23 protein-coding genes and 4 pseudogenes are annotated in these 26998 nt (G+C 73.1%); 18 read left to right on the top strand and 9 right to left on the bottom strand.

Annotated features, from left to right (window positions below):
• The 6 genes from ABZS71_RS25295 to ABZS71_RS25270 all read left to right on the top strand — a co-directional run bounded on the left by ABZS71_RS25295 (position 1) and on the right by ABZS71_RS25270 (position 7369).
• Positions 1 to 816 carry an ABC transporter ATP-binding protein gene (locus ABZS71_RS25295; RefSeq protein WP_356213803.1) on the top strand — a complete coding sequence of 272 codons (816 nt, stop codon included), beginning with the start codon at positions 1 to 3 and terminating at the stop codon, positions 814 to 816.
• Between the two features lie 7 nt (positions 817 to 823).
• Entirely contained in the window at positions 824 to 3406 is a 2583-nt protein-coding gene (locus ABZS71_RS25290) for an ABC transporter permease (protein WP_356213801.1), read from the top strand.
• Between the two features lie 66 nt (positions 3407 to 3472).
• Positions 3473 to 4378: an LLM class F420-dependent oxidoreductase gene (locus ABZS71_RS25285; RefSeq protein WP_356213799.1), complete on the top strand. Its 906-nt coding sequence runs from the start codon at positions 3473 to 3475 to the stop codon at positions 4376 to 4378.
• A 49-nt stretch (positions 4379 to 4427) separates the two neighbouring features.
• On the top strand, positions 4428 to 4853 hold the full coding sequence (locus ABZS71_RS25280; RefSeq protein ID WP_356213797.1) for a GNAT family N-acetyltransferase: 426 nt from the start codon (positions 4428 to 4430) through the stop codon (positions 4851 to 4853).
• Between the two features lie 165 nt (positions 4854 to 5018).
• Positions 5019 to 6368, top strand: coding sequence for a hemolysin family protein (locus tag ABZS71_RS25275; RefSeq protein WP_355842289.1), 1350 nt, complete (start codon positions 5019 to 5021; stop codon positions 6366 to 6368).
• The gene (locus tag ABZS71_RS25270) at positions 6365 to 7369 is read left to right on the top strand and encodes a hemolysin family protein (RefSeq protein WP_355842286.1); all 1005 of its coding nucleotides are present in this window, start codon (positions 6365 to 6367) and stop codon (positions 7367 to 7369) included. The genes ABZS71_RS25275 and ABZS71_RS25270 overlap by 4 nt, the downstream gene beginning before the upstream one ends.
• Positions 7370 to 7428: 59 nt before the next feature.
• Here the strand turns inward: ABZS71_RS25270 and ABZS71_RS25265 are convergent, their stop codons facing one another.
• Complete coding sequence (locus ABZS71_RS25265; protein WP_355842750.1) at positions 7429 to 7653, bottom strand: hypothetical protein; 225 nt, start codon at positions 7651 to 7653, stop codon at positions 7429 to 7431.
• A 122-nt stretch (positions 7654 to 7775) separates the two neighbouring features.
• Positions 7776 to 7988: a hypothetical protein gene (locus ABZS71_RS25260; RefSeq protein WP_356213795.1), complete on the bottom strand. Its 213-nt coding sequence runs from the start codon at positions 7986 to 7988 to the stop codon at positions 7776 to 7778.
• Between the two features lie 165 nt (positions 7989 to 8153).
• On the opposite strand from ABZS71_RS25260, the gene purB reads away from it, so the two are divergent.
• Positions 8154 to 9587: an adenylosuccinate lyase gene (gene purB / locus ABZS71_RS25255; protein WP_356213793.1), complete on the top strand. Its 1434-nt coding sequence runs from the start codon at positions 8154 to 8156 to the stop codon at positions 9585 to 9587.
• A 465-nt stretch (positions 9588 to 10052) separates the two neighbouring features.
• Here purB and ABZS71_RS25250 read toward each other — a convergent pair whose 3' ends face one another.
• Positions 10053 to 10484: a hypothetical protein gene (locus ABZS71_RS25250; protein ID WP_356213791.1), complete on the bottom strand. Its 432-nt coding sequence runs from the start codon at positions 10482 to 10484 to the stop codon at positions 10053 to 10055.
• Positions 10485 to 10577: 93 nt separating this feature from the next.
• Between ABZS71_RS25250 and ABZS71_RS25245 the strand changes: the two are divergent.
• Positions 10578 to 10835 (top strand): annotated as a pseudogene (locus tag ABZS71_RS25245) (two-component sensor histidine kinase); the annotation flags it as partial.
• Between the two features lie 177 nt (positions 10836 to 11012).
• Complete coding sequence (locus ABZS71_RS25240; RefSeq protein ID WP_356213789.1) at positions 11013 to 12239, top strand: ROK family protein; 1227 nt, start codon at positions 11013 to 11015, stop codon at positions 12237 to 12239.
• 211 nt (positions 12240 to 12450) lie between these two features.
• Here ABZS71_RS25240 and ABZS71_RS25235 read toward each other — a convergent pair whose 3' ends face one another.
• On the bottom strand, positions 12451 to 13197 hold the full coding sequence (locus ABZS71_RS25235; protein WP_356213787.1) for a GntR family transcriptional regulator: 747 nt from the start codon (positions 13195 to 13197) through the stop codon (positions 12451 to 12453).
• A gap of 172 nt (positions 13198 to 13369) precedes the next feature.
• On the opposite strand from ABZS71_RS25235, the gene ABZS71_RS25230 reads away from it, so the two are divergent.
• Positions 13370 to 14116, top strand: a complete 747-nt coding sequence (locus ABZS71_RS25230; protein ID WP_356213785.1) for an SDR family oxidoreductase — start codon at positions 13370 to 13372, stop codon at positions 14114 to 14116.
• Here the strand turns inward: ABZS71_RS25230 and ABZS71_RS25225 are convergent, their stop codons facing one another.
• The gene (locus ABZS71_RS25225) at positions 14117 to 15001 is read right to left on the bottom strand and encodes an RNA polymerase sigma-70 factor (protein WP_356213875.1); all 885 of its coding nucleotides are present in this window, start codon (positions 14999 to 15001) and stop codon (positions 14117 to 14119) included. It abuts the gene before it with no gap.
• 172 nt (positions 15002 to 15173) lie between these two features.
• Here ABZS71_RS25225 and ABZS71_RS25220 point away from each other — a divergent pair, with 172 nt between their 5' ends.
• Entirely contained in the window at positions 15174 to 16004 is an 831-nt protein-coding gene (locus ABZS71_RS25220) for an alpha/beta fold hydrolase (protein WP_355842262.1), read from the top strand.
• Between the two features lie 580 nt (positions 16005 to 16584).
• Here ABZS71_RS25220 and ABZS71_RS25215 read toward each other — a convergent pair.
• Positions 16585 to 16917, bottom strand: a pseudogene (locus ABZS71_RS25215) (EamA family transporter); the annotation flags it as partial.
• A 201-nt stretch (positions 16918 to 17118) separates the two neighbouring features.
• Here ABZS71_RS25215 and ABZS71_RS25210 point away from each other — a divergent pair.
• From ABZS71_RS25210 to ABZS71_RS25200, 3 genes are all read left to right on the top strand, one after another.
• The gene (locus ABZS71_RS25210) at positions 17119 to 18708 is read left to right on the top strand and encodes an alkaline phosphatase D family protein (protein WP_356213783.1); all 1590 of its coding nucleotides are present in this window, start codon (positions 17119 to 17121) and stop codon (positions 18706 to 18708) included.
• A 55-nt stretch (positions 18709 to 18763) separates the two neighbouring features.
• Positions 18764 to 19297, top strand: a complete 534-nt coding sequence (locus tag ABZS71_RS25205; protein WP_356213781.1) for a DUF1990 domain-containing protein — start codon at positions 18764 to 18766, stop codon at positions 19295 to 19297.
• 124 nt (positions 19298 to 19421) lie between these two features.
• The gene (locus ABZS71_RS25200) at positions 19422 to 20831 is read left to right on the top strand and encodes a GNAT family N-acetyltransferase (protein WP_356213779.1); all 1410 of its coding nucleotides are present in this window, start codon (positions 19422 to 19424) and stop codon (positions 20829 to 20831) included.
• On the opposite strand, the gene ABZS71_RS25195 is transcribed toward ABZS71_RS25200, so the two are convergent.
• The gene (locus ABZS71_RS25195) at positions 20770 to 21972 is read right to left on the bottom strand and encodes a PLP-dependent transferase (RefSeq protein WP_356213777.1); all 1203 of its coding nucleotides are present in this window, start codon (positions 21970 to 21972) and stop codon (positions 20770 to 20772) included. The two genes, ABZS71_RS25200 and ABZS71_RS25195, sit on opposite strands and share 62 nt — an antisense overlap.
• A gap of 59 nt (positions 21973 to 22031) precedes the next feature.
• On the opposite strand from ABZS71_RS25195, the gene ABZS71_RS25190 reads away from it, so the two are divergent.
• From ABZS71_RS25190 to ABZS71_RS25180, 3 genes are all read left to right on the top strand, one after another.
• On the top strand, positions 22032 to 22526 hold the full coding sequence (locus ABZS71_RS25190) for an Lrp/AsnC family transcriptional regulator (protein ID WP_356213775.1): 495 nt from the start codon (positions 22032 to 22034) through the stop codon (positions 22524 to 22526).
• A 73-nt stretch (positions 22527 to 22599) separates the two neighbouring features.
• Complete coding sequence (locus ABZS71_RS25185; RefSeq protein WP_356213773.1) at positions 22600 to 24282, top strand: DUF885 domain-containing protein; 1683 nt, start codon at positions 22600 to 22602, stop codon at positions 24280 to 24282.
• A 190-nt stretch (positions 24283 to 24472) separates the two neighbouring features.
• Complete coding sequence (locus ABZS71_RS25180) at positions 24473 to 25003, top strand: GNAT family N-acetyltransferase (RefSeq protein WP_356213771.1); 531 nt, start codon at positions 24473 to 24475, stop codon at positions 25001 to 25003.
• Positions 25004 to 25031: 28 nt separating this feature from the next.
• Here the strand turns inward: ABZS71_RS25180 and ABZS71_RS25175 are convergent.
• Positions 25032 to 25488, bottom strand: a pseudogene (locus tag ABZS71_RS25175) (rhodanese-like domain-containing protein).
• Positions 25489 to 25582: 94 nt separating this feature from the next.
• Between ABZS71_RS25175 and ABZS71_RS25170 the strand changes: the two are divergent.
• Positions 25583 to 26029: an Lrp/AsnC family transcriptional regulator gene (locus ABZS71_RS25170; protein ID WP_355842244.1), complete on the top strand. Its 447-nt coding sequence runs from the start codon at positions 25583 to 25585 to the stop codon at positions 26027 to 26029.
• On the opposite strand, the pseudogene ABZS71_RS25165 reads toward ABZS71_RS25170, so the two are convergent.
• Positions 26019 to 26900, bottom strand: a pseudogene (locus tag ABZS71_RS25165) (SbcC/MukB-like Walker B domain-containing protein); the annotation flags it as partial. The gene ABZS71_RS25170 and the pseudogene ABZS71_RS25165 overlap by 11 nt on opposite strands.
• Positions 26901 to 26998 lie beyond the last annotated feature (98 nt).

Raw genomic sequence — 26998 nt, 5'->3', positions numbered from 1 at the left:
GTGTCCACACCGGCGGCGACGAAGACGGACGGGTTCGCGGACGGCGGCGCCCGCGCGGCGGCCCGTGCCGTGGCCCTGACCAAGGCGTACGGCAGCGGCGAGACGGCGGTGCTCGCGCTGGACGCGGTGGATGTGGAGATCGAGCGCGGCCGGTTCACCGCGGTGATGGGCCCGTCCGGATCCGGCAAGTCCACTCTGATGCACTGTCTGGCGGGTCTCGACACGGTCTCCGCGGGCCAGGTCTGGCTGGGCGACACCGAGATCACCGGGCTGGGCGACAAGGAGCTGACCCGGCTGCGCCGCGACCGGATCGGCTTTATGTTCCAGTCGTTCAATCTGCTGCCCACGCTCAACGCGGCCGAGAACATCACCCTGCCGATGGACATCGCGGGCCATGAGCCCGACCCGGAGTGGCTGGACCGGGTCATCGATACCCTCGGGCTGCGGGACCGGCTGAAACACCGGCCCGCCCAGCTGTCCGGCGGACAGCAGCAGCGCGTGGCGTGCGCCCGCGCGCTCGCCTCCCGCCCCGAGCTGATCTTCGCGGACGAGCCGACCGGCAATCTCGACTCACGGGCGGGCCTGGAGGTGCTGCGCTTTCTGCGGGAGGCGGTCGACGAGCTGGGCCAGACGGTGGTCATGGTCACCCATGACCCGAGTGCCGCCGCCCACTCCGATCTGGTGCTCTTCCTCGCCGATGGGCGGATCGTCGACCGGATGTCGCACCCCACGGCCGACGCGGTGCTGGAGCGCATGCAGATCTTCACCCGGGCGTACACCCCGACGTCCGGGGGCGGCCCGGACCCGCTGAGCTGAGCCCGAGGTGCTCCGGGCCACGCTGCGCGGCTTTCTCGCCCACAAGGGCAGACTGCTGCTGTCCGCACTCGCGGTGGTGCTGTCGGTGGCGTTCGTCGCCGGCAGCCTCGTCTTCTCCGACACCGTCACCCGCACCTTCGACCGGCTCTTCGCCTCGACGGCCGCCGATGTGACGGTGTCGCCGAAGACCGGGTTCGACGAGGGGGGCCGCTACGGATCGGGGCGCACCGCCACCCTGCCCGCCGCGCTCCAGCGGCGCGTGGCCGCCGTCGACGGCGTGGCCGGCGCCTACGCGGACACCACGGTGAGCGACGTCACCGTGGTCAACTCCCGGAACCAGGAGGTCGGGCCGACGACCGGCGCCCCGACCGTCGCCTCCGACTGGCACGTGGGTGAGCGCAGCCCGGTGCGGCTGACCTCCGGCACCGCGCCGCGCGGTGCCCATCAGGCCCTGATCGACGCCGATACGGCGGACAAGCGGCACCTGGCGATCGGCGACACCCTGCGGGTGGTCGCCGCCCCCGGCACCTTCCGGGTCCGGCTCGTGGGCATCGCCGGCTTCACCACCACCAACCCGGGCGCGGCGATGGTCTTCCTGGACCCGGCGACGGCCCCGGCCCGGCTGCTGGGCAAGGCCGGCGCCGCGACCTCCATCAAGGCGGGCGCCGCCCCGGGCGTCTCCGACGCGGTCCTCAAGCGGCGGATCGCCTCCGTACTACGGAGCACGGGGGACGCGTACGAGCTGAAGACCAGCGCCGAGCAGGCGAGGTCGGACGCCGAGTCCTTCGGCCAGTTCCTCAAGGTCATCAAGTATGTGATGCTCGGCTTCGCCGGGGTGGAGGTGCTCGTCGGCGTCTTCCTGATCGTCAATACGTTCTCCATGCTCATCGCCCAGCGCACCCGTGAGCTCGGGCTGCTGCGCGCGCTCGGCGCCGACCGCCGTCAGGTGCGCCGGTCGGTGCTCACCGAGGCGGTGCTGCTCGGCCTGGCGGGCTCGACGCTCGGCCTGGCGGCGGGGATCGGGCTCGCGGCCGGGCTGGTCAGGCTGCTGGGCCTGCTCGGGATGCATCTCGACACGGCGCGGCTGGTCGTCCGTTGGCCGACCCCGGTGGCGGCGTACGCGGTGGGCATCGGGGTCACCTTCGTCGCGGCGTATCTGCCCTCGCGCCGCGCGGCGGCCGTCTCCCCCATGGCCGCGCTGTCCGATGTCGAGGTGGCGGGCGCCGGGCAGCCGCTGCGGACGCGGGCGGTCGCGGGCCTGGCCGTCGGGGCGGCCGGGGTCGCCGCGCTGGCGGGCTGTGCGCTGAGCGGCGGGGCCGGGACGGCGGCCGCGCTGCTGGGGGTCGGGGTGGCACTGACGCTGATCGCCACGGTGGTGGCGGGCCCCCTGCTGGTGCGCCCCCTGGTGCGGGTGCTGGGCGCCGCGTTCCCCCGGGTGTTCGGCCCGGTCGGGCGGATGAGCCGGCGCAACGCGCTGCGCAATCCGCGGCGTACGGGGGCCACGGCCTCGGCGCTGATGGTCGGGCTCGCGCTGGTCACCGGGATGGCGGTGGCCGGGTCGTCGATGACGAAGTCCTTCGACGAGCAGGTCGGGAAGGTGCTCGGGGCCGACTTCGTGCTCCAGAACTCCCGTTTCGGGAGCCCGTTCCCCCAGGAGATCACCGAGCGGGTACGGGGCGTGGCCGGGGTCGGCACCCTGGTACGCCAGCGGACCGTGCCGATGAAACTGGCGCTGCCGGACGGCAGGACGGTCCGGACGCAGGGCTCCGCCTACGACCGGGGGCTCGACCGCGTCGTCCATCTCACCTACACGGCCGGCAACACGGCGGCGGCCCTCGGCAGCGACCGGATCGGCATGGAGCGGACCTTCGCCGCGCGGCACGGCGTACGCGTCGGCAGCCGTATCGCGGTGACGTTCCCGGAGGGCCGTACGGCCCGCCTCACCGTCGGTGCGCTCAGCAAGCCGGTGTCCGGGAACGGCGTGGGCCCCGAGGGCGGCATCACCCTGGGGACGGCCACCGCGCAGCGGTATCTGCCCGGCGGCCAGGACTCGGCACTCTACGTCCGCGCCGCGCCCGGCACCGACCCGCAGGCCCTGCGGACGGGCCTGGAGCGTGTGCTGACGCCGTTCCCGCAGGTCAAGGTCCGTGACCAGGCCGACTACAAGCGGCTGGTCCATGACCAGATCGCCGTGCTGCTCTACCTGGTGTACGCGCTGCTGGGGCTCGCGATCGTGATCGCGGTGCTCGGCGTGGTCAACACGCTCGCGCTGGCGGTCATCGAGCGCACCCGCGAGATCGGCTTGCTGCGCGCGATCGGGCTGTCCCGCCGGCAGACGCGCCGTATGGTCCGGCTGGAGTCGGTGGTCATCGCGGTGTTCGGCGCGGTGCTGGGGCTCGGGCTGGGGCTGGTATGGGGCGTGGCGATGTGGCGGGTACTGGCCCTGGAGGGGATGAAGGCCCTCGCGATCCCGTGGTCGACGGTCGTCACCGTCGTCGTCGGCTCGGTCGTGGTGGGGCTGGTCGCGGCGCTGCTGCCCGCACTGCGGGCGTCCCGGATGAACGTCCTCGCCGCCATCTCCCATGAATGAGGCCGCACCACACCAAGCGGAGCCATTCTCCGGTACGTTCGCGGTATCCGCGCTCAAGGAGGGCTCATGGCATGGCCGTTCCGTTTCGGCGTCAATCTGCTCACCCTCGAATCGGCCTCGGCCTGGCGGGAGAAGTGCCACCGGGCCGAGCGGCTCGGCTATGACGTACTGCTGGTCCCCGACCATCTCGGCCTGCCCGCGCCGTTCCCGGCGCTGATCGCCGCAGCCGAGGCGACCGAGCGCCCGCGGCTCGGCACCTTCGTCCTCAACGCGGGCTTCTGGAATCCCACCCTCCTGGCGCGCGAGGTGGCCACCTGCGACACGCTCACCGGCGGGCGGCTGGAGCTGGGGCTGGGCGCCGGCTATGTCAAGGCCGAGCACGACAGCGCCGGGCTGCCGTTCGGCTCACCGCGCGAGCGGGTGGACCATCTGGAGCAGACCGTCCACGTGCTGGAGCGGCTGCCGGCCGACCCCGAGCAGCGGCCGCGCCCCGCGCAGACGCCGCGTCCGCCGCTGCTGCTGGGCGGCAACGGCGACCGGCTGCTGCGGCTGGCCGCCCGCCACGCGGAGATCGCGGCCTTCACCGGGGCGGTGCAGGCGCCCGGCAAGCCCCCGGGCACCATGCATCTGATCAGCCCCGAGGCGCTGGAGGAGCGGGTGGCGACGTACCGCCGCTTCGCCGCCGAGGCCAAACCCGGCGGGGCCGGCGAGCCGGCCGAGCTGAACTATCTGATCCAGGTGGTGTCGGACACCGACGACCCGCGCGCCACGGCCCGTGAGCTGGCGCGGTACGCACCGGATCTCAGCGAGGACCAGCTGCTGGCCCACCCCGCCCTGCTGCTCGGCAGCCCCAAGGACATGGCGGATCAGCTGCGGGCGCACCGCGAGCGGTTCGGCTTCTCGTACTTCACGGTGCTGGACCCCAACATGGAGGCGTTCGCCCCCGTCATCGAGGAGCTGCGCGGCAGCTGATCCAGGGAATCCCGTCGACGCCGCGGGCGCCGGATGATGGGATGCGGCCATGGACGATCTTCGGATACGGGCCGCGGTGGCCTCGGACCTGGACGATGTGCTCGCCTTCTGGAAGCAGGCGGCGGAGGGCACCAGCATCAGCGACGACCGGGACGGGGTGGCCCGGCTGATCGCCCGCGACCCGGAGGCGCTGCTGCTGGCCGAGCGCGACGGCGCGCTCGCCGGGACCGTGATCGCGGGCTTCGACGGCTGGCGCTGCCATCTGTACCGGCTGGCCGTCCACCCCGAGCACCGCCGCCGGGGTACGGCGACCGCGCTCCTGGCGGCGGCCGAGGAGCGGTTCGCGGCGCTGGGCGGACGGCGCGGGGACGCGATGGTGCTGGACGAGAACCCGCTCGCCCACCACGCCTGGACCGCGGCCGGCTATGCCCGCCAGCCGCAGTGGAGCCGCTGGGTCAAGCCGCTGGGCTCCTGACGCCCGTCCCCCCAACCACCCTACTTTGCCGATCCTTTACCATGGATGTAGTCGTCCGCCGAGTGAAAGGTGTGAGCGTCCGCCCATGGGCGAGCCTCCCAGTAGTCGTAGTCGACATCGCGCATTCCTCCCGTCCCTGCCGGATCATGGGACGGAGGTGAACCGATGACCGAAGTCCTCCTCCTGGCCGTGGCGCTCCTCCTGGCGCTCGCCTGTGGCGCCTTCGTCGCGGCGGAGTTCTCGCTGACCACGGTCGAGCGCAGCGAGCTCGAAAGGGAGGCGGAGCGGGGGGACCGCCGCGCGGCGAGCGCGCTCAAGGCCGTGCGGAGCCTCACGTACCAGCTCTCCGGCGCCCAGCTCGGCATCACCGTCACCAACCTCGTCGTCGGCATGCTCGCCGAGCCGTCCGTCGCCGTCCTGCTGGCCGGGCCGCTCGAAGCGATCGGCGTGCCCCACTCCGCCGTCCACTCGGTCGCGCTGGTGACCGGCACCGCCCTGTCGACGGTCGTCCTGATGGTCGTCGGCGAGCTGGTCCCCAAGAACTGGGCGATCTCCCGGCCGCTGACGGTCGCGAAGGCCGTCGCCACCCCGCAGCGCGTCTTCAGCGCCGCCTTCCGCCCGCTGATCACGCACCTCAACAACACCGCGAACCGCACCGTGCGCCGAATGGGCCTGGAGCCCGCCGAGGAGCTGGCCTCCGCGCGCGGCCCGCAGGAGCTGATCGCGCTCGCCCGGCACTCCGCCAAGCAGGGCGCGCTGGAGGAGGACACCGCGGAGCTGTTCGTCCGCACCCTCAACCTGGCCGAGCTCACCGCGCAGAACGTGATGACCCCGCGAGTGCGGGTCGTGGCGCTGGAGGTTCGGGCCACGGCCGAGGACGTCGCCAACGCGACGCGCGCCACGGGACTGTCCCGCTTTCCCGTCTACCGCGGCAACCTGGACACCGTCGTCGGCATCGTCCACATCAAGGACGTCCTGGCGATCCCCGCCGAGCAGCGGCTCCGCCACCCGGTGTCCGATCTGATGCGCGAGCCCCTGTTCGTACCGGAGTCGCTCACCGTGGACCGGCTGCTGGACCGGCTCTCGGGCAAGAACACCATGGCCGTGGTGATCGACGAGTACGGCGGCACCGCCGGCGTCGTCACCCTGGAGGACATCGTCGAGGAGGTCGTCGGCGAGGTCCGCGACGAGCACGATCCGAAGGAGAGGCCCCAGCTGGCCCCGGCGGGCGTGGACGCGGAGGGCCGGGCGCTGTACGACGCGGACGGCGCGACCCGTATAGATCAGCTGGAGGAGATCGGGCTGTGGGTCCCCCCGGGCCCGTACGAGACCCTGGCCGGGCTGATCGCGACCGAGCTCGGCCGGATCCCGGCCGTCGGCGAGACCGTCGAGCTGGCGGGCTGGCGTCTGGAAGTGGTGAACGCGGCGGGCCACCGGGCCGCCCGGGTACGGCTGCGGGCACCGCTGCCCGCCGCCGAAGGCAGCCATGAGGGCGACGAGGGGGCGGACCGATGACCGCGGTGCAACTGCTGATCGGCCTGTTGACACTGGTCGTCAACGCCTTCTTCGTCGGCGCCGAGTTCGCCCTGATCTCGGTGCGGCGCAGCCAGATCGAGCCGTACGCCGAGCGGGGCGACCGCCGGGCGCGGGCGGTGATCTGGGGTCTGGAGCACGTCTCCGCGCTGCTGGCCGCGGCGCAGCTGGGCATCACGCTGTGCACGCTGGTGCTGGGTGCCGTCGCGGAGCCGGCCATCGCGCATCTGCTGGAGCCGGTCTTCGATGTGGTGGGGCTGCCGCTCGGCCTGGTCCACCCCGTCTCGTTCGTCATCGCGCTGACCGCGGCGACCTATCTGCACATGCTGTTCGGCGAGATGGTGCCGAAGAACGTGGCACTGGCCGAGCCGGTGCGCACCGCGCTGCTGCTGGGCCCGCCGCTGGTCGGGCTCGCGCGCGCCCTGCGTCCGGTGATCTTCGGAGTCAACGCCCTCGCGAACGGACTGCTGAAGCTCATGCGGGTCGAGCCCACGGGCGAGGTCGCCGCCACGTTCTCGGATGACGGGCTGGCCCGCCTGGTCGCGGACTCGAGCCAGGCCGGACTGCTGGACGAGCGGGCCACCGAGCGGCTGCGGGACGCGCTGGAGCTCGGCCGCCGGCGGGTACGGGATGTGGTGCTGCCCATGGACCGGGTGGTCTCGGCGCGGCTCGGGGTGACCCCCGAGGAGCTGGAGCGGCTGGCGGCCGAGTCGGGCTTCTCCCGGTTCCCGGTGGTCGACGACTCCGGGCGGATCCTCGGCTATCTGCATGTCAAGGACGCGCTCGACGCCCTGCCGCGCGACCGGCCGTTCCGCCCCGAGCAGCTGCGCCCGATCCCCCGGGTGCGGTCCCAGACGCCGCTGGACGACGTGCTCACCGCGATGCGCGACAGCGGCACCCATCTCGCGGCGGTCATCGACGCGGACGGCCGGCTGGAGGGGCTGGTCACGATGGAGGACGTGCTGCGCGAGCTGGTCGCCTGACGGGCGCGGGCGCGGGCCCGGTGGCCGAGGGGCGCGGCGCCCCTCGGCCACCGGGCCCCTCACTCCTCGCCACGTCTGGACTCATGGGCGATGATGCACGCCTGCCAGTGCGCGAGCGCCTCCTCCCGGCCGCCTCCGCCCTCCTCGGCCACCGCCAGCAGCGCGTCGGCGGCCATCGCGGCGAGCCGGACGGCGACCCGGCACACATCACGCGTCTCGAGCGGCTCCAGGAGGGCCGCCGCGCCCTCTCCGTCGTCGGCGAGCGCGGCGGCGACGATGGCCATGGTCGTACGGTCGCATTCAAAGGCATCCACGCCGACCAGACTGCCCCGCTCCGCCCCCGACGGAACCCGGCGCGGTCCAACCGGGGTATCCGTTGCGCGGCCGCGCGGGGGCGTGCGGGGGCTCAGGGGCGCGGCCCCGGCCGGGTCCCCGACGGGTCGTAGCGGAAGACGACATACTCGATCCGCCCGATGACCCTGGTCCGGTTCGTCCGCCGGTACAGCTCGGGCGGCCGGAAGATGTTGTCGTCGTAGATGTCCGCGCCGGGCTCCACATTCCAGCTGACGGTGGTCCCGTTCCGCGCTCCGCCCTCGAAGTAGATGTGGGTCATCGCCATGCGCTCATCATGCTCGGGACGCACCGCTGCCGCCCCCGGGCCTGACCGCCGGGCTTGTGCGGCGGCCTCGTGCGGGGCCTCGTGCGGGGTCTTGTGCGGGGCCTCGTGGGAGGCCACCCCGGCCACCGGTCTGGCCTGCGGAATCGGCCAGTAGACTCTGTGCACGTGACTGGTAAGCCGCGCATTCCGAACGTCCTGGCCAACCGCTACGCCTCCGCGGAGCTGGCTGTCCTGTGGTCCCCCGAGTACAAGGTGACGCTGGAGCGGCGGCTGTGGCTTGCCGTGCTGCGCGCCCAGAAGGACCTCGGCATCGAGGTGCCGGACGCCGCCCTCGCCGACTACGAGCGGGTGCTGGAGACCGTCGACCTGGCCTCGATCGCCGAGCGCGAGAAGGTCACCCGGCATGATGTGAAGGCCCGTATCGAGGAGTTCAACGCCCTCGCCGGTCATGAGCACGTCCACAAGGGCATGACCTCCCGCGATCTCACCGAGAACGTCGAGCAGCTCCAGATCCGGCTCTCCCTGGAGCTCGTACGGGACCGTACGGTCGCGGTGCTGGCCCGGCTCGGCAAGCTGGCCGCCGAACACGCCGAGCTGGTGATGGCGGGCCGGTCGCACAATGTCGCGGCGCAGGCCACGACGCTCGGCAAGCGGTTCGCGACCGCGGCGGACGAGCTGCTGGTGGCGTACGGACGCCTCGAGGACCTGCTGAACCGCTACCCGCTGCGCGGCATCAAGGGCCCGGTCGGCACCGCTCAGGACATGCTCGACCTGCTCGGCGGCGACACCGAGAAGCTGGCCGAGCTGGAGCGGCGGATCGCCGGGCACCTGGGCTTCGCCCAGGCGTTCACCTCGGTCGGCCAGGTCTACCCGCGCTCGCTGGACTATGACGTCGTCACCGCCCTGGTGCAGCTGGCCGCCGCCCCGTCCTCGCTGGCCAAGACGGTCCGGCTGATGGCCGGGCACGAGCTGGTGACCGAGGGCTTCAAGCCGGGCCAGGTCGGCTCGTCCGCGATGCCGCACAAGATGAACACCCGCTCCTGCGAGCGCGTCAACGGCCTCGCCGTCATCCTGCGCGGCTACGCCTCGATGACCGGCGAGCTGGCGGGCGACCAGTGGAACGAGGGCGATGTGTCCTGCTCGGTGGTGCGCCGGGTCGCGCTGCCGGACGCGTTCTTCGCCTTCGACGGCCTACTGGAGACCTTCCTGACCGTGCTGGACGAGTTCGGCGCCTTCCCCGCCGTCGTCGCGCGCGAGCTGGACCGCTATCTGCCCTTCCTCGCGACGACGAAGGTCCTGATGGGCGCCGTGCGGGCCGGGGTGGGCCGCGAGGTGGCCCACGAGGCCATCAAGGAGCACGCGGTCGCCGCGGCGCTCGCGATGCGCGAGCAGGGCGCCGAGCGCAATGAGCTGCTCGACTCGCTCGCCGCCGACGCCCGGATCCCGCTGGACCGGGCGGGACTGGACGCGCTGATGGCCGACAAGCTGTCGTTCACGGGCGCCGCCGCCGATCAGGTCGGTGCGGTCGTCTCCCGGATCGAGGAGATCGTCAAGCAGCACCCGGAGGCCGCGGCCTACACCCCCGGGGCGATCCTCTGACCGCCGGATGACCCCTGAAGAATTGCAGGCCCACGATGCGGCGGGGCATCCGGCCGTATCGCTCCAACAGGCATGTCCGGGACCTTATGGCCCGTGCGCGGGAAGTCGCACGGCAGAAGGCCTTGGCTCAGGCCGAGCACAGCCCCCACCGTGATGCGACGGGGGTTCCTGTCAAAAGCCGGTGCCGCCAAGTGTCCCGGCAGACCTGGCGGGACCCCCGCCCGCATCAGTGACAAGGTGGCAGGCTACCGGCACGCTGCCCTGCTCAACGACGCCGACTACTTCCCGTACGTGGTCTTCATGGTGAAGAACGGGGTACGTAGGCGCGAGCTGGACCCCATCTTCCAGCGACTGCCTGAGGAGCAACAGGAGACGGTACGGGTATTCCTCGCTCAAGAGCAACTGGACGACGGCGACGATGGCCGAGGAGTTCGGCCGGCTGCGGGCCGCGGCCGAGGCGGAGGGCTAGGTCTCCCCCACCGCGAGCAGCAGCTGGAACGGCAGCTCGCGGTCCCCCTGCCCCACCCCCAGCCCGACCCACCGGTCGTCCACGCGCCAGATGTGCAGCTCGGGCACGTACCCGCACAGCGCGTCCAGCGGCGGCGGCACCGGCTCGCCCATGGCCTGGCGTTCTAAGTGGCCGGTGAGGTCGAGGACTGCGGGGGCGCCCCAGCGTACGGTCAGCGCGTGGACGAGAACGCTCAACTCGGCCTCGAACTCCTCCAGCACCTCCTCCACCCGGGTCAGATCCGCGTCCCAGAAGTCCTCGCTGACGCGGAGGTCGGCTACATGGAAGCCGGGGCCGCTCTCCACCCGCTCGGACGTCCCCCGCTGCGCGGGAAAGTCCCGGGCGCGCAGCAGATCGATCGTGGCCACGTACTGCGCGAGGGAGGTCATGCCGTCAGTAAACAACCCCGGTCGGACATGTGGCTGTCCGTCAGGCGTCAGGCACCGCGCCGCCTCAGGGCCATCCACCCGCCCCACACCGCGGCAGGCGCGGCACGCGCCGCGCGGTCGGCGGAGTTCACGGAGCGGGCGCTGGGCGCGATCGAGGAGACCGGGCGCCATGCGCTGGAGGATCTGGAGCGGGTGCTGCGGCTGCTGCGGCTGCTGCGCGAGGACGCGGGCCGGCGCCCGGCCGACCGGCCGGGACTCACCGACGCCGAACGGCTCCTGGAGTCGGCGCGGGCGGCGGGGTACGCGCTGGAGGCGGAGGTGACCGGTCCGCTGGACGCCCTTCCAGGCCCGGGTCGCACCCAGGCGGTGATCGCCGCGTATGAGTCGGGGTTCGTCGCACCGGGCTGAGCTGCCGCACCGGGGCGGCGAGGCCGGGCGAGGGGCGGGCCGGGCCGCTCGCGAGGCCGCTCGCCGCTTCCGCGCCCAGCGGATACGATCCGGCAGATACGCACAGGAGGGAGGCCGACGTTGGGGCGGCTCACCGGCGGGGATCCGTCTCTGCTGCGGCGCATCAACTCCGCCGTAGTACTGCACGCGCTGCGCGCCGCGACCGCGTCCGGCCCCGGGGCCGGCTCCCCCGCCTCCGGAGACTCCCCGGACGGCTCCCCCGGTTGTGCGAGCCTCACCGATCTGACCCGGGTGACCGGCCTGTCCCGCCCCACCGTCGAGGGCGTCATCGACGGGCTGACCAGCAGCGGTCTCGCGGTCGAAGTCCCCGCCGAGGAGGGCGGGGTGCGCCGCCAGGGCCGCCCCGCGCGCCGCTTCCGCTTCCGGGCCGAGGCGGGGCATCTGCTTGGCATCGAGATAGGCGCGCACCGCGTCGCCGCGCTGCTGTCGGACCTCGACGGCCGCCCGCTCGGCTCGACGGTGCGCGGGGTGTCCGAGAAGGCGTCGGCGGACGAGCGGCTGGAGCGGGTACGGACCGCCGTCGCGGATCTGCTGCGGCGCGCGGGAGTGGACCGCTACTCGCTGCGCGCGGTCGGCGTCGGCAGCCCCGGCATCGTCGAGGCCGACGGCACCGTCCATCTGTGCACCGCCCTCCCCGGCTGGACGGGCCTGCGCCTCGGCGAGCGGCTACGGCGGTCCTTCCGCTGCCCGGTGCTGGTCGAGAACGACGCGAACACCGCCGCGGTCGCGGAGCACTGGAAGGGCGCGGCCATCGGCTCGCACGATGTCGTCTTCATCCTGGCCGGACTGAGCCCGGGGGCCGGATCCCTGATCGGCGACCGGCTCCACCGCGGCTTCGGCGGCGCGGCCGGCGAGATCGGCGCACTCCATCTGCTGGGCCGCGAGGCCACCCCGGAGGAGGTGCTCTCCACGACCGGGGAGCCCCTGAGCCCCCTGGACGAGGAGCAGGTCGCGCACGTCTTCACGCTGGCCCGGAACGGTGACGCGCAGGCGCGCGCCGCCGTGGACCGCTTCATCCGCCGGCTGGTGCACGACACGGCGGCGCTGGTGCTGGCGCTCGACCCCGAGGTCGTCGTGGTGGGCGGCTGGGCCGCGGGCCTCGACGGCATGCTGAGCCCCCTGCGCGACGAGCTGTCCCGCTACTGCCTGCGGCCCCCGCAGGTCGCCCTCTCCCTGCTCGGCGAGGCGGCGGTGACCACGGGCGCGCTGCGGCTGGCCCTCGACCACGTGGAAGAGGAGCTCTTCGCGGTCGAGAGCACGGTGACGGCGCGCCGCGCCGGGCACTGACCCGCGGGCCCGACCGCCGACGGCATTCGGCCGGGGCGGCGAAGGAGGGCTCGGGCCGTCAGCCCGCCAGCAGTTCCTCGCCCGCCGGGTCGCCGAAGGTGAGGGCTCTTCGCGGTCGAGAGCACGGTGACGGCGCGCCGCGCCGGGCGCTGACCCGCGGGCCCGACCGCCGACGGCATTCGGGCGGGGCGGCGACGGAGGGCTCGGGCCGTCAGCCCGCCAGCAGTTCCTCGCCCGCCGGGTCACCGAAGGTGAGACGGCAGGTGTCGGCCCGGTAGGTGGCCACGGCGACCGCGGCGGTGCGGCCGGACGCCGCATAGCGGGTGGTCACCACGAGGACGGGGGCGCCGGGCAGCCGGTCGAGCTCCTTGGCGTCCTCCGCGCGGGCCGAGCCGAGCTCCACGGACTGCTCACGGCCCTCCAGCTCCAGCCGGCTCAGCTCACGCAGGACGGCGCGAGCGCGGGCCAGACCGCTGGGGGCGTCGATGGCGGCGAGGCCGGGAACGGACTCGGCCGGTACGTAGAGCAGCTCGGCGGCGAGCGGCTGGCCCTTGCTCATCCGGGTGCGGCGGACACGGTGCACCCGGGTGTCCGGGCCGGTCTCCAGGAGCCGGGCGATCGCCGCGGGCGGCACCGTCTCGACGCTGTCGACGGACTGCCAGGCGTCGTCGCCCGCCGTGTCCGTCCAGCTGTGGGTGTAGTCGCCGACGGCCACGCCGACGCGGGGCGGGGCGACGGTCGTGCCGACGCCACGGCGGCGCTGCAGCCTGCCCTCCAGCTCAAGCTGCTCGAGGGCCTGCCTGAGGGTGGCGCGGGCGACGCCGAAGCGGGCCGCCAGCTCACGCTCGTTGGGCAGGATCTCCCCGACCGCGAACTCCGAGTCGAGAGCGTCGCTGAGCACGGTCTTGAGGTGCCAGTATTTCGGCTCCGGCACCGATTCGAGCTGCGTCGTCCCCACCCTGTCCCCCTTGTCCTCCGCAACGGTTTTTGCGCGCTTCTTTATTAAAGGTTGTTGCAGTATCAATGTGACCATAAGGCGGTGTGGCGGACTTGGTCAAGACCAATCCTCGATCGGTTATCGTCGGGTGATCATCTGGTGCGACTGACGGTATGGGGCAGGGGCTGAGGCAATGGACCAGGTCACGGTGGTCACCGGCGGCAGTCGCGGAATCGGCGCGGCGGTAACGGTGCGGCTCGCCCGCGCCGGACACAGCGTCGCCATCGGCTACGAGCACGCCCGGGACGCGGCCGAGCGCTGCGCGGCGGCGGTGCGCGCGGAGGGCGTCCGGTCGGTGGCCGTCCAGGCCGACACGAGCGTCACGGAACAGGTCGAGGCGCTGTTCGACACGGTCCGGGAGCAGCTGGGCCCGATCACCGGACTGGTCAACAACGCCGGGATCACCGGGCCGCTGGGCCGCTTCACCGAGACCTCGCCGGAGGTCATGCGCCGCGTCGTGGACGTCAACGTGACCGGCGCCCTGCTCTGCGCCCGGCGCGCGGCACGCGAGATGTCCACCCGCCACGGCGGCCAGGGCGGCGCCATCGTCAACATCTCCTCGGGTGCGGCGACGACCGGCAGCCCCGGGGAGTACGTCCACTACGCGGCCAGCAAGGCGGCGGTCGACGCGATGACGGTGGGCCTGTCGAAGGAGCTGGCGGCGGAGGGGGTCCGGGTCAACTCCGTACAGCCCGGCATGACCCTGACGGACATCCACGCGCGGATGGGCGACCCGGAGCGGCCGTGGCGCGACCGTGAGCGGGTGCCGATGGGGCGGCCCGGTGAGCCGGAGGAGATCGCGGGGGCGGTGGCCTGGCTGCTGTCGCCCGAGGCGTCGTACACGACGGGAGCGGTGCTGCGGGTCGCGGGCGGGTTGTGATCAGCGCTCGAACGCTGTGAGCTTGTCCGGATTCCGCACGATGTAGATCGACCGGATCCGGCCGTCGACGACATCAAGACTGACAACGGTGTCCGGCCGTCCCCGCGACAGCAGGAGCAGCGCCGGCCCGCCGTTGACCTCCGTCACGACCAACTCCGGCTCCGGAATCGGCTGGTGCGAGACGGCGAAGAGGAAGCGCCCGACCTTATCCGCCGTCTCCAGCACTCGCAGCGGCGCCTTCGCCTTGCCGCCGCTGTCGCCGATGAGGCGTACATCGGGGGCCAGCAGGGCCAGCAGTTGCCGGAGGTCGCCACCGGTGGACGCGGTGAGGAACTTCTCCGTCAGATCGCGCCGCTGCTCCGGATCCACCTCGAAGCGCGGCGTGCCCTCCTCCACATGACGCCGGGCCCGCCCCGCCAGCTGCCGGACAGCCGCCTCGTTGCGGTCGAGCGCCTCCGCGATCTCGCCATAGGGGAAGCCGAACGCCTCGCGCAGTACGAAGACCGCGCGCTCCAGCGGCGACAGCGACTCCAGCACCACCAGCACGGCGAACGAGACGGTTTCGGCCAGCAGCGCCCGCTCGGCGGCATCCGGGGCGGTGTGGCCGAGGTCGGTGGCGAGGGGCTCGGGGAGCCAGGGGCCGACGTACGACTCGCGGCGGGCCTTGATCTGCCGCAGCCGGTCGATGGCGAGCCGGGTGGTGGTCCGCACCAGAAAGGCACGCGAGTCGCGCACCTGGTCGCGGTCGGTGCCGGACCAGCGCAGCCACGCCTCCTGGACGACGTCCTCCGCGTCGGCGACCCGGCCCAGCATCCGGTACGCCACCCCGGTCAGTACGGGGCGGTGCCGCTCGAAGACGTCGGTCGCGGTATCGGCGGTGGCCACGGACCCATCCCACCCGACGCCGTGGCCGTTGTCCAGGAAGGCGATCACATGAGCCACGCCGTCGAGCGGTCGCCCCAGGCTCGATACACAAGGGGCTACCCCGCGGTAACTCCTGCTGACATGCTGTCTTATACGCTCATCCAGGACGCCGACCGATCGCAAGGAGCCCCCCATGGCCGCGCCCCTTTCCTTCCCCGTCGACACCCCCGGCGGCCCCCGCACCGCACGGATCGTCCATGAGCGGCGCGGCACCGGGCGGCCCCTGGTTCTGCTGCACGGGATCGGCCACCACTGGCAGGCATGGGAGCCGGTGATGGACATCCTCGCGGTCGACCGCGATGTCATCGCCATCGATCTGCCCGGCTTCGGGGCGTCGGACGCGCTGCCGACCGGCATCCCCTATGACCTGGACGGCGTCATACCGGTCCTCGGCGCGCTCTTCGACGCGCTCGGGGTCAAGCGCCCCGACGTCGCCGGGAACTCGCTCGGCGGGCTGATCGCCCTTGAGCTGGGCCGGGTCGGGCTCGTACGGTCCGTCACCGCGCTGTCCCCGGCCCGGTTCTGGACCGACGCCGAGCGCCGCTACGCCTTCGGGGTGCTCGGCGCGATGCGCGCCGGCGCACGGGCGCTGCCGCCGCCGCTCGTGGCGTGGCTGGCCCGTAGCGCGGCCGGGCGGGCTGCACTGACCGGCGCCATCTACGCCCGCCCCGCGCGTCGTTCACCGGCCGCGGTCGTCGCCGAGACACGGGCGATGCGCGAAGCCGTCGGCTTCGACGCCACGCTCGCCGCCGGGAGCGCCGGGCTGTTCAGCGGCGATGTGCCCGACGTGCCGGTCACCATCGCCTGGGGCTCGCGCGACCGGCTGCTGCCGCGCCGTCAAGGCGTCCGGGCCAAGCAGGTGATCCCCGGCGCGCGGCTGATCCGGCTGCCCGGCTGCGGGCACGTCCCCATGAACGACGACCCCGCGCTCGTCGCCCGCGTCATCCTGGACGGCAGTCGCTAATTTTCAGGGCTCGGTTCGCCGCCGGGGCGCTCCAGCCACTGTCGACAGTCGACCGTGCTCGGCCCCCCCTTTTTTGGGGCTCGGTTCGCCTCCGGGGCGCTCCAGCCACTGTCGACGGTCGACCGTGCTCGACCCCCCCTTTTTGGGGGCTCGGTTCGCCTCCGGGGCGCTCAAGCCACTGTCGACGGTCGACCGTGCTCGACCCCTCGTTCCTCGGGGCCTCCGCGCGCTCTCCCTTTCGACAGCGGCGCGCGGCCTTCGGCTCGCCCCCAGCTACCGCTGGGAGGTGCCCCCAGCCGGGGGCCGGGGGCACCCCCCATACCGAAGGGAGCCCGAGGGGCCTCCGCGCGCTCTCCCCTACGACAGCGGCGCACCCCTTCGGCTCGCCCCCGGCTTCCGCTGGGAGGTACCCCCAGCCGGGAGGCACCCCTACCGATGGGAGCCCGAGGCGCCTGCGCGCACCCTCCCGTTCGACAGCGGCGCGCCCCTTCGGCTGACTCGCCACGGGGCACCCCATAACGATGGGCGCCAGGGGGCGCCCCATACCCATGGGAGCCTCGCGGCTTCCCCACGCCCTCCCTTACGACGGCGGCGTGCCCCTCCGGCTCACTCGTCGGCGGGCCGCGACGCCCTCGGGTTTACCCGTCCGGGCCGGGGCGGAGTCCATCCACAGCGGCTTACGGAGGCGCACCGAGCCGCCAACGACGCCCGCCGCCTGCGGCGGGCCGTAGCCGCCGGTGCCGACCGGTGGCGCGGTGACGGCGGCGGACACCGGAATCAGGCCGGAGAAGAGCGTGGCCCGCTCCGCGCCGATCCGCTGGACGCCCGCGTACCAGCAGACGAAGCCGATGACCGTGACGACCGCCGCCTGCCACAGCAGCGCCGCCGCCTCGCTCGCGTCCGGCATCCGCAGACCGCCGCCCTGGACCAGGCCACGGTCGACCGTCGACAGGGGCTTAAAGCGCCCCGGAGGCGAACCGAGCCCTGAAAAAAAGTGGGCGGTACTTCCCTTGGCATGGCGGCCAGTTGTTCACTGTCCGTTCGGGAATGAGGCACCTCGCACCGATAGCAACAGAACGGCACACCAGTTCCACGAGCAACGGGAGGTTCCACCATGGCGCGGGAATCCGGCAGAGGAATCGGGCGGCGCACAGTGCTCCAGGGGTCGGCGGCCGCGTCTGCGGCCCTGGCGCTGCCCACGGTGGCATCGGCCGCGTCGGCGGCGGCCGCCGCCCCCGCGCAGGCGCTGTCCGGGCGCCCGAGCGCCCAGTGGGGCGTCCAGGTGGGCGATGTGACGACGTCTTCGGGCCTGGTGTGGGTGCGCTCGGACCGTCCGGCCCGGATGATCGTCGAGACCTCCGCGACCGAGTCCTTCGCGCGCCCCCGCCGTTGGCAGGGCCCGCTGGTCGGCCCCGGTACCGACTTCACGGGCCGCACCGCGCTGCACGGGCTGCCCTCCGGCTCCCAGGTGCACTACCGCGTCCTGCTGGCCGATCCGGACGATCCGCGCCGCACCGGTGAGCCGGTGCATGGGACGTTCCGTACGGTCGCGCAGCGCCGCGAGGACGTGCGCTTCGTCTGGTCGGGCGATCTGGCGGGGCAGGGCTGGGGCATCAACCCGGACCACGGCGGCTACCGCATCTTCGAGGAGATGCGCCGCCGGAACCCCGACTTCTTCCTGTGCAGCGGCGACAACATCTACGCGGACGGCCCGGTCAAGGAGAGCGTCACGCTGCCGGACGGATCCACCTGGCGGAACATCGTCACACCGGAGAAGACCAAGGTCGCCGAGACGCTCGACGAGTACCGCGGCAACTTCCGCTACAACCTCCTCGACGCCAACCTGCGCCGCTTCCACGCCCAGGTGCCGACCATCACCCAGTGGGACGACCACGAGGTCCTCAACAATTGGTACCCCGGCGAGATCCTGGCCGACGATCGCTACACCGAGAAGAACGTCGACGTGCTGGCGTCGCACGCGCGGCAGGCGTTCGCCGAGTACTTCCCGGTCAGCACGGTGCGGCCGGACGCGAGCGGCCGGGTCTACCGGGTTCAGCACCACGGCCCGCTGCTGGATGTCTTCGTCCTGGACTGCCGCACCTACCGCGACGCGAACTCGCCGAACCGGCAACCCGAGGACACCCAGGGCATCCTCGGCGCCGAGCAGCTGAGGTGGCTCAAGCGGGAGCTTTCGCGGTCGCGCGCGGTGTGGAAGGCCATCGCCTGCGATATGCCGCTCGGTCTGGTCATCCCGGACGGGAGCACCGACTTCGAGGCGGTCTCGCAGGGGGACCCGGGCGCCCCGCTCGGCCGTGAGCTCCAGATGGCGGAGCTGCTGCGGCACATCAAGCATCAGAAGATCACGGGCACGGTGTGGCTGACGGCCGACGTCCACTACACCTCGGCGCAGCACTACGACCCCTCGCGCGCGGCGTTCAAGGACTTCGCGCCGTTCTGGGAGTTCGTCTCCGGGCCGCTGAACGCGGGCGCCTTCCCGGCGGTCAAGCTGGACGGCACCTTCGGGCCCGAGCAGCCCTACGTCAAGGCGCCGACCCGGGCGAACGTCTCGCCGGCCGAGGGCTTCCAGTTCTACGGCGAGGTGGACATCGACGGCGACAGCGCCGAGATGACGGTCCGGCTGCGCGAGGACGGCGGCACGGTGCTGTTCACCAAGGTGCTGCGGCCGGGCCTGGTGGGCCAGTAGCCACACCTGCGGGGCGCGGTCCCGGCGGCGTACGGGGCCGCGTTACCGTACGGGCATGGCAGCCACCCACGGCCCCGACGCGCCCTCTCACCTCACCTACCCCGAGGTGGGCGCCACCCGGCGGTGGCCGCTGCCCGCCGGCTACCACCATCTGCGGGTGCGCACCCGGGTCGGGCACGGCCGCGCGGTGTTCGAGGCCGCGGGCCGGGCGGTCATGGACTGGCGGATGCACCGCGCGGTCGGGGTCTCGGTCCGCACCCGGGAGCCGGTCGCCACCGCCGGAATGCCGGTGGTCGTCGGCCTCGGGGTGGGGCGGCTGCGGCTGTCGGCGCCGTGCGAGGTGGTGTGGACGGTGGCGGACGAGGAGCGGACGGGCTTCGCCTATGGGACACTTCCCGGCCATCCTGAGCGTGGCGAGGAATCGTTCGTGGTGAGCCTGGAGCCGGACGGCTCGGTGGTGTTGACGGTAACGGCCTTCAGCCGGCCGGCGGCCTGGTTCAGCCGGGCCGGGGGGCCGCTGGTGCCGCTCTTCCAGCAGGCATACGCACGGCGTTGCGGCGGGGTACTGCGGCGGCTGACGGCGGAGTGAGCAGAAGTGCCAGCTTCGATCTTTTGTTTTCGGACAAAATGAGCTTCTAGGATCAGATGCGCCCTTAACTCATCGGACATGGTCCGTTTGTGATCACGCAACACCTTTGCGCGAGGCTGTTTCCATGACATCTCGAGCGACCCCCGAGCACCCCGCCCGCCATCACCACCGCTGGCGACGCGATCTGGTCGAACTGGCGGCCCTGTTCACGGCGGTGGCGGTCGCCGACATCGTGGCCAACAGCATCGCCCACGGCCCCGACGGACCGGTCCTGCTCATCGCGTCCGCCGTGGCGCTGCTCGCCACGGCCGGCTTCCACACATGGTGGTCACGACGCCACAGGGGCGCGCCGCCGACAGCGTCACCTTCGCCCGCGGACGGCGCGCGCACCGCCGCCGGCTCCGCGGGCGCCCCACGGGCCACGGACCGCAAGGCGACCACGTTGTGGCGGATGCGGACGACCGTACAGGACGAGCCGGGCACCCTGGCCACGCTGTGCGCGGCGCTGGCCCACCACCGGGTCGACATCCTGGCCCTGCAGACGCATCCCCTGGCGGACGGGACCGTGGACGAGTTCCTGCTGCGCGCCCCCGAGGCCCTGCCGTCCGCCGAGCTGACCCGCGCCGTGACGGCCGGGGGCGGCAGCGACACCTGGGTCGAGCGGGCCGACACCCACGACCTGGTGGACGCCCCGACCCGAGTGCTGACCCTGGCCACCCGCACCGCACTGGACGGCGCCGAACTGCCGCTCGCGCTACGCCAGTTGCTCGGCCGCTGCACCATCCACTCGCTTCCGGCGAAGTCCCTGACCGGCCGCCGTCTCGACGGCAGACCCCCGGTCGAGGGCGTGCTGGAGGAGACCGTGATGCGGCTGCGCGACCCGTCCGGCGGTGCGATCACCATCGAGCGGCCGTATCTGCCGTTCACTCCGACCGAGTTCGCACGGGCCCGCGCCCTGGTCGAGCTGGACGCCCGGCTCGGCCCGCGCGTCCCGCACCGCAGCGATGTGCTGACGCTGCCCGAGGGCAACGCGATCACCGTGCGCCGCGCCGACACCGGCGATCTGGACGCCGCCGTCGAGATGCACGGCCGCTGCTCCTCCGCGACGCTCGGGCAGCGCTACCACGGCCCGATCGGTGACGCCGACCGCTACCTCGCCCATCTGCTGAGCCCGCGCTTCGGCCGGACGCTCGCCGCGTACACCGCCTCCGGGCGGCTGGCCGCCCTCGGCCATCTGCTGTGGGACGGGGACGAGACCGAGATCGCGCTGATCGTCGAGGACGAGTGGCAGCGCCGCGGCGTCGGCGGGGAGCTGCTGCGACGGCTGGTCGGAATGGCCGCCGAGGCGGGGTGCGAGAGCGTCTACGCCGTCACCCAGTCGGCCAACACCGGGATGGTGGCGGCGATGCGCGCCCTCGAACTGCCGCTGGACTATCAGATCGAGAAGGGCACTCTCGTGATCACCGCCCGGCTCACCCCGGCACCGGCGCCCGCTCCGGCCCCTCCGCTGCCGGCTCCGCCGCGCGGGCGCTGAGCGCCTGGTCCAGATCGCGCCACAGGTCCCGGGCGTCCTCAAGGCCGACGGACATCCGCAGCAGCCGGTCGCTGATCCCCGAGGAGCGGCGGTCCCCCTCGGCCACGATCCGGTGGCTGATGGAGGCCGGGTGCTGGATGAGGGTGTCGACACTGCCGAGGCTGACCGCCGGGGTGATCAACCGCACCCCGGCGATCACCTCGTGCGGATCGCCGCGGGTCTCGAAGGCGACCATCGCACCGCCGAGCCGCGGATAGTGGACGCGGGCCACCCGCGGATCGGCGGCCAGCCGCCGGGCGAGCTCGGCGGCGGTCGCCGAGGCGGCGCGCATCCGCACCGGCAGCGTGGACAGGCCGCGCAGCAGCAGATACCCGGCGAGCGGATGCAGCACCCCGCCGGTCGCGAACCGCACCTGGCGCAGCGCCCGCGCGAACTCCTCGTCGCAGGCCACCACCCCGCCCAGCACATCGCCGTGTCCGCCGAGGTACTTGGTCGCGCTGTGCAGCACGATGCCCGCGCCCTGCTCGGCCGGGCGCTGGAGCACCGGAGTGGCGAAGGTGTTGTCGGCCAGCAGCGGCACGGCGCCGCAGGAGCGGGCGACGGCCCGCAGATCGAGTTCGGCGAGCGTCGGATTGGCCGGGGACTCGACCATCACCAGTCCGGTGCCGGGGCGGATGGCGTCCGCGATCCCGGCGGGATCCACCCAGGTCACCTCGGTGCCGAGCAACCCGCCGTCCAGCAGATGGTCGCTGCAGCCGTACAGCGGGCGGACCGCGACGACATGGCGCAGCCCGCGCGCGACCCGAACCAGCAGACAGGCGGTGAGGGCCGCCATACCGCTGGCGAAGGCGACCGCGCTCTCGGTGCCCTCCAGCCGGGCCAGGGCCGTCTCGAAGCGGGCGACGGTCGGATTGTCGAGGCGGGCGTAGACGGGCGGGCCGTCCGGCCGGGCGCCGGTGGCGGCGAACGCGTCGATCCGGGCGGCCTCCTGGCGGCTGTCGTACGAGGGGTAGGTCGTCGACAGATCCAGCGGTACGGCGTGCAGGCCCATGCCGGCGAGGTCCTCGCGGCCGGCGTGGACGGCCTCGGTGGCGAGCGAGTGGCTGCCACCCCTGTCCTGCGTGCTCTCCGTGATCTCCATGAGTGCAGGGTGAACACATCTCGGGCCCTGGGGAGAGCCTTCCGTGCTACGTTCGGCCGATGGCCGAAAATGTCGCTCTCGATCCGGTGGATCTGCACATACTGCGGCTCCTGCAGAACGACGCCCGGACCACCTACCGCGACCTGGCCGCCCAGGTCGGCGTGGCGCCCTCGACCTGTCTCGACCGGGTCGCCCGGCTGCGCCGCTCGGGGGTGATCCTCGGCCATGAACTCCGCCTGGATCCGGCCAAGCTGGGGCGCGGTCTGCAGGCGCTGCTCTCCGTCCAGCTGCGGCCGCACCGGCGGGAGCTGGTCGGTCCGTTCGTGGAGCGGGTCCGGGCGCTGCCCGAGTCGCGGGCGCTGTTCCATCTGGCCGGTCCGGACGACTATCTGGTGCATGTCGCGGTGGCCGACACCGCCGATCTGCAGCGGCTGGTGCTGGACGAGTTCACCTCACGCCGCGAGGTGGCCCGGGTCGAGACCCGGCTGATCTTCCAGCAGTGGGAGTGCGGGCCGCTGCTGCCACCCGCGCACGGTGGCTCATCAGCCTCGTAGCACACTCCCGCTCGGCTACGTCACACCCCCCATGCTGCTGACGGCGCGCCCCTGATCGTACGAGGATGGCCACATGTCCGACACCAAGAACGCTCCGCTGCCCCGTCAGGTCGCCGACAACCATGTGGACGCCCTCATCGAACTCGACCCGATCACCGGCACCTACCTGGGCGTTCCCGAGAGCTCCCGGCGCCTTCCGGACTTCTCCCCCGCGGGGGCCGAGGCCGTCGCCGACCTCGCCCGCACCACCTTGGACCGGCTGGCCGAGGCCGAGGCGCGCCCCGGCGCGGACAGCGACGCCGAGCGGCGCTGCGCCCGGCTGCTGCGGGAGCGGCTGACCGCCGAGCTCGCCGTGCACGACGCCGGCGAGGCGCTGCGCGCGGTCAGCAATCTGCACTCCCCGCTGCACTCCGTGCGCGGCATCTTCACCGTGATGCCGGCCGACACGGACGACGACTGGGCGGCGATCGCGGCCCGGCTGCGCGCCGTACCGGCCGCGCTGGAGGGCTACCGCGCCTCGCTCGCCGAGGGGCTGCGGCGCAAGCTGCCCGCCGGCCCCCGGCAGGTGACCACGGTTCTCAGCCAGTTGGAGCAGTGGATCGGCAAGGATCGCAGCTGGTTCGCCGACTTCACCACCGAGGGGCCCGATGCGCTGCGCGCCGAGCTGGACGGGGCGGCGGCCGTGACGACCGACGCGCTCGTCTCGTTCCGCGACTGGCTGCGCGATGTGTACGGCCCGGCCACCGAGGGCGCCCCCGATGTCGTCGGGCGCGAGCGTTACGGCCGCTGGGCCCGGATGTGGAACGGCACGGATCTCGACCTGGACGAGGCCTATGCGTACGGCTGGTCGGAGTTCCACCGCATCCACGCGGAGATGCGCACCGAGGCGGAGAAGATCCTCCCCGGCGCCACCCCCTGGGAGGCGCTGCGCCATCTCGATGACCACGGCACGCACATCGAGGGCGTCGAGGAGACGCGGGTGTGGCTGCAGGAGCTGATGGACGAGGCCATCGAGGAGCTGAACGGCACCCACTTCGACCTGGCCGACCGGGTGAAGCGGGTCGAGTCGATGATCGCCCCGCCGGGCAGTGCGGCGGCGCCGTACTACACCCAGCCGTCGGTGGACTTCTCGCGGCCGGGCCGGACCTGGCTGCCCACCATGGGCGAGACCCGCTTCCCGGTCTACGACCTGGCCTCGACCTGGTACCACGAGGGCGTGCCCGGCCACCATCTGCAGCTCGCGCAGTGGGCCCATGTCGCCGACCAGCTCTCCCGCTACCAGGCCACGGTCGGCATGGTCAGCGCCAACGCCGAGGGCTGGGCGCTGTACGCGGAGCGGCTCATGGACGAGCTGGGCTACCTTTCCGACCCTGAGCGGCGGCTGGGCTATCTCGACGCGCAGATGATGCGCGCGCTGCGGGTGATCGTCGACATCGGAATGCATCTGGAGCTGGAGATCCCGGCCGACTCGCCCTTCCATCCCGGTGAGCGGTGGACCCCGGAGCTGGCGCGGGAGTTCTTCGGTCTGCACTGCGGCCGCCCGGCGGAGTTCCTCGACAGCGAGCTGGTGCGCTATCTGGGCATGCCGGGCCAGGCCATCGGCTACAAGCTGGGCGAGCGCGCCTGGCTGACGGGGCGGGAGGCGGCCCGTAAGGCGCACGGCGACGCGTTCGACGCCAAGAAGTGGCATATGGCGGCGCTGTCGCAGGGCTCGCTGGGGCTGGACGACCTGGTGGCGGAGTTGTCGGCGCTCTGACACGGCGGGTCGGGTCGGGTCGGGTCGGCCAGGACCGTACCGTACCGGTCCCGTTGCGGCCCGCCCCCACTCCGAACTCCCCACGCCCTGTTCACCGCATTGCCCACGGCGGCCACGGGCTGACCTTGTACAGTCACGCTGCGCCGCGCGGCCTCGCGCCGCGCCTCACCCGAGGAGGGAAAGGCACCACATGGCGTACCGGACAGGGTACGAGGACGGCCGGTTCGTGCTGGGGGACGGCCGGGTGACGCTGCGCGAGCACACCCCCGAGGACGCGGCGGTGCTGGCCGACGGCAAACCCGGCGAGCTGCGCTGGATCGACGGCGTACCGGGCGAGGGGTCGATCGGCGCCGCCGGGACGACCGTACGGGCCTCGATCGCGGGGCAGTACCGCTCGCCCTGGGGCATCTTCGCCATTCTGCGGGCCGAGGACGGTGTGGCGCTGGGCAGTATCGGCTTCCACGGCCCGCCCTCCCCCGCGGGCGGCGAGGTGGAGGTCGGCTACGACCTGTCCCGGTCGGCCCGCAGGGTGGGCTGGGCGACCGACGCGGTGCGGCTGCTGGTGGGGTGGGCGCTGGAGCGGCCGGAGGTCCGTACGGTCGTGGCGACCACCGAGCCGCGGAACGGCCCCTCCCAACGGGTGCTGGTCCGGGCGGGGTTCGAGCGGATCGCGGACCGTGGCGCGCTGTGGACCTACGCGCGTACGAGAGGCGAGCCGTGACGCCCGGTCAGCAGCCGTTCGAAGCCGCTCAGCAGCCGCAGTCGCCCGAGCCCGCCGGGGCGGTCAGCGGGTCGGCCGGGACGCCGCTGGACGCCGTGCGCGGTCTCGACGGCGTAGCCCTCGCGGATCCAGTACTCGATTCCGCCCAGCATCTCCTTGACCCGGAACCCGAGCCGGGCGAGGGCGAGCGCGGCGCGGGTGGCGCCGTCGCAGCCGGGGCCCCAGCAGTGGACGACGACCGGCATGGCCGGGTCGAGGACCTCCCGTGCGCGCTCGTCGATCCGCGCGGTCGGGAGGTGGACGGCGCCGGGGACATGGCCCTGGTCCCACGCCGTCTCGGAGCGCGAGTCGACCAGCATGACGCCCGGGTCGCCCGCGTCCAGGGACGCGGGCACATCGGCGACATCGGTGTGGAAGGCGAGGCGGGCGGCGTCGGGGGCGGCGGGCGGATGGGCGAGCACGGGGGCCGTGATGGTCGCTGTCATGACGGAAAATCTGCGCAGCGTGACCGGTGCGGAGAACCGGTGATCCCCGGCACATCCCTTGTACGGCCGGGGCTTCCACTGCTAGACAGCGCCTATGACCGGCTATTCCCCAGACGCCACCGACTGGCGCATCCTCGACGCCCTGCAGAGCAACGGCCGCGCGGGATACGCCGAGCTGGCGCGCACCGTGAACATGTCCGCGAGCGCCGTCACCGAACGGGTCCGGCGGCTCGAGGAGGCCGGGGTGATCTCCGGGTACTCGGCCGTGCTCGATCCGGCGCGGCTGGGCCTTCCGGTCCTCGCCTTCGTACGGCTCCGCTACCCGACCGGGAACTACGAGCCGTTCCAGGATCTGATCGCCACGACCCCGGAGATCCTGGAGGCCCATCACGTCACGGGCGAGGACTGCTTCGTCATCAAGGTCGCGGCGCGGTCGATGCGGCATCTGGAGGAGGTCTCGGGGCGGATCGGCACGCTCGGCTCGGTGACCACCAGCGTCGTCTACTCCTCGCCGCTCGCCCGCCGCGCCCTCAGCACCTGACGCCTCCGGTCACGGGGACGCGATGGCGTACCGCCGACCCCTCGCGCCCCTTCACCACCTCCAGCTGGACCGGGATGCGTTGGCGCAGATCCGCGACATGGCTGACGATGCCGACCGTCCGGTCCCGCTCGCGCAGCGCGTCCAGGACGTCCAGGACCTCGTCGAGGGTCTGTTCGTCCAGGCTGCCGAACCCCTCGTCGATGAAGAGGGTGTCGAGGCGGACACCGCCCGCCTCGTCCGTGACGACGTCGGCGAGGCCGAGGGCGAGCGCGAGCGAGGCGAAGAAGGTCTCGCCGCCGGAGAGGGTGGCGGTGTCGCGCTCGCGGCCCGTCCAGGCATCGATGACGTGCAGGCCGAGGCCGGAGCGGCCGCGGCCGCCCGAGCGGGCGTCGGAGTGCACCAGGGTGTAGCGCCCGCAGGACATGTGCGCGAGCCGCTCGCTCGCCGCGGCCGCGACCTGCTCCAGCCGGGCGGCCAGGACGTACGCCTCCAGCCGCATCCGGCGCTCGTTGTCGGCGGAGGTGCCCGCCGCGAGCGAGGCGAGGCGGGCGACGCGCTCGTACTCCTCGCGCAGCGGGGCGAGTCGACGCGCGTCGGCGACCACCCGTGCGGAGAGTGCGTCCAGGTCCTCGCAGCGCGTACGGGCCGCCGCGTCCGCGGCCGAGGCCTCGCGCAGGACGCGGGTGGCCGCGCCCGCCGCCGCCTCGGCCGCCGCGGGCTCGGCGGGCGGCGCCTGCGCGGCGGCGAGCACGCGCGGATCGGCCAGCTCGGCCGCGACCGCCGCCGACTGCGTCTGCCACGCGTCGAGGCGGCGCCGCGCCTCGCGCTGCCGGTCCGGGGGGAGCACGGCGTCGGCGGCCTGCTGCGGGGTTGCGCGGCCGGGATGGCCAGCTCAACGGGACCGGCTCCGGTGTGGGCCAGCTGCTCGGTGCCCGGAGCGTGGGAGCCCCCGAGGTTCGCGGACGGGTC

Source organism: Streptomyces sp. NPDC005393 (assembly GCF_040606675.1).
In the GTDB taxonomy this organism is placed as follows: domain Bacteria; phylum Actinomycetota; class Actinomycetes; order Streptomycetales; family Streptomycetaceae; genus Streptomyces.
Note: the sequence above shows the minus strand (reverse complement) of the source record. Positions and strands in the feature narration are given on the sequence as shown.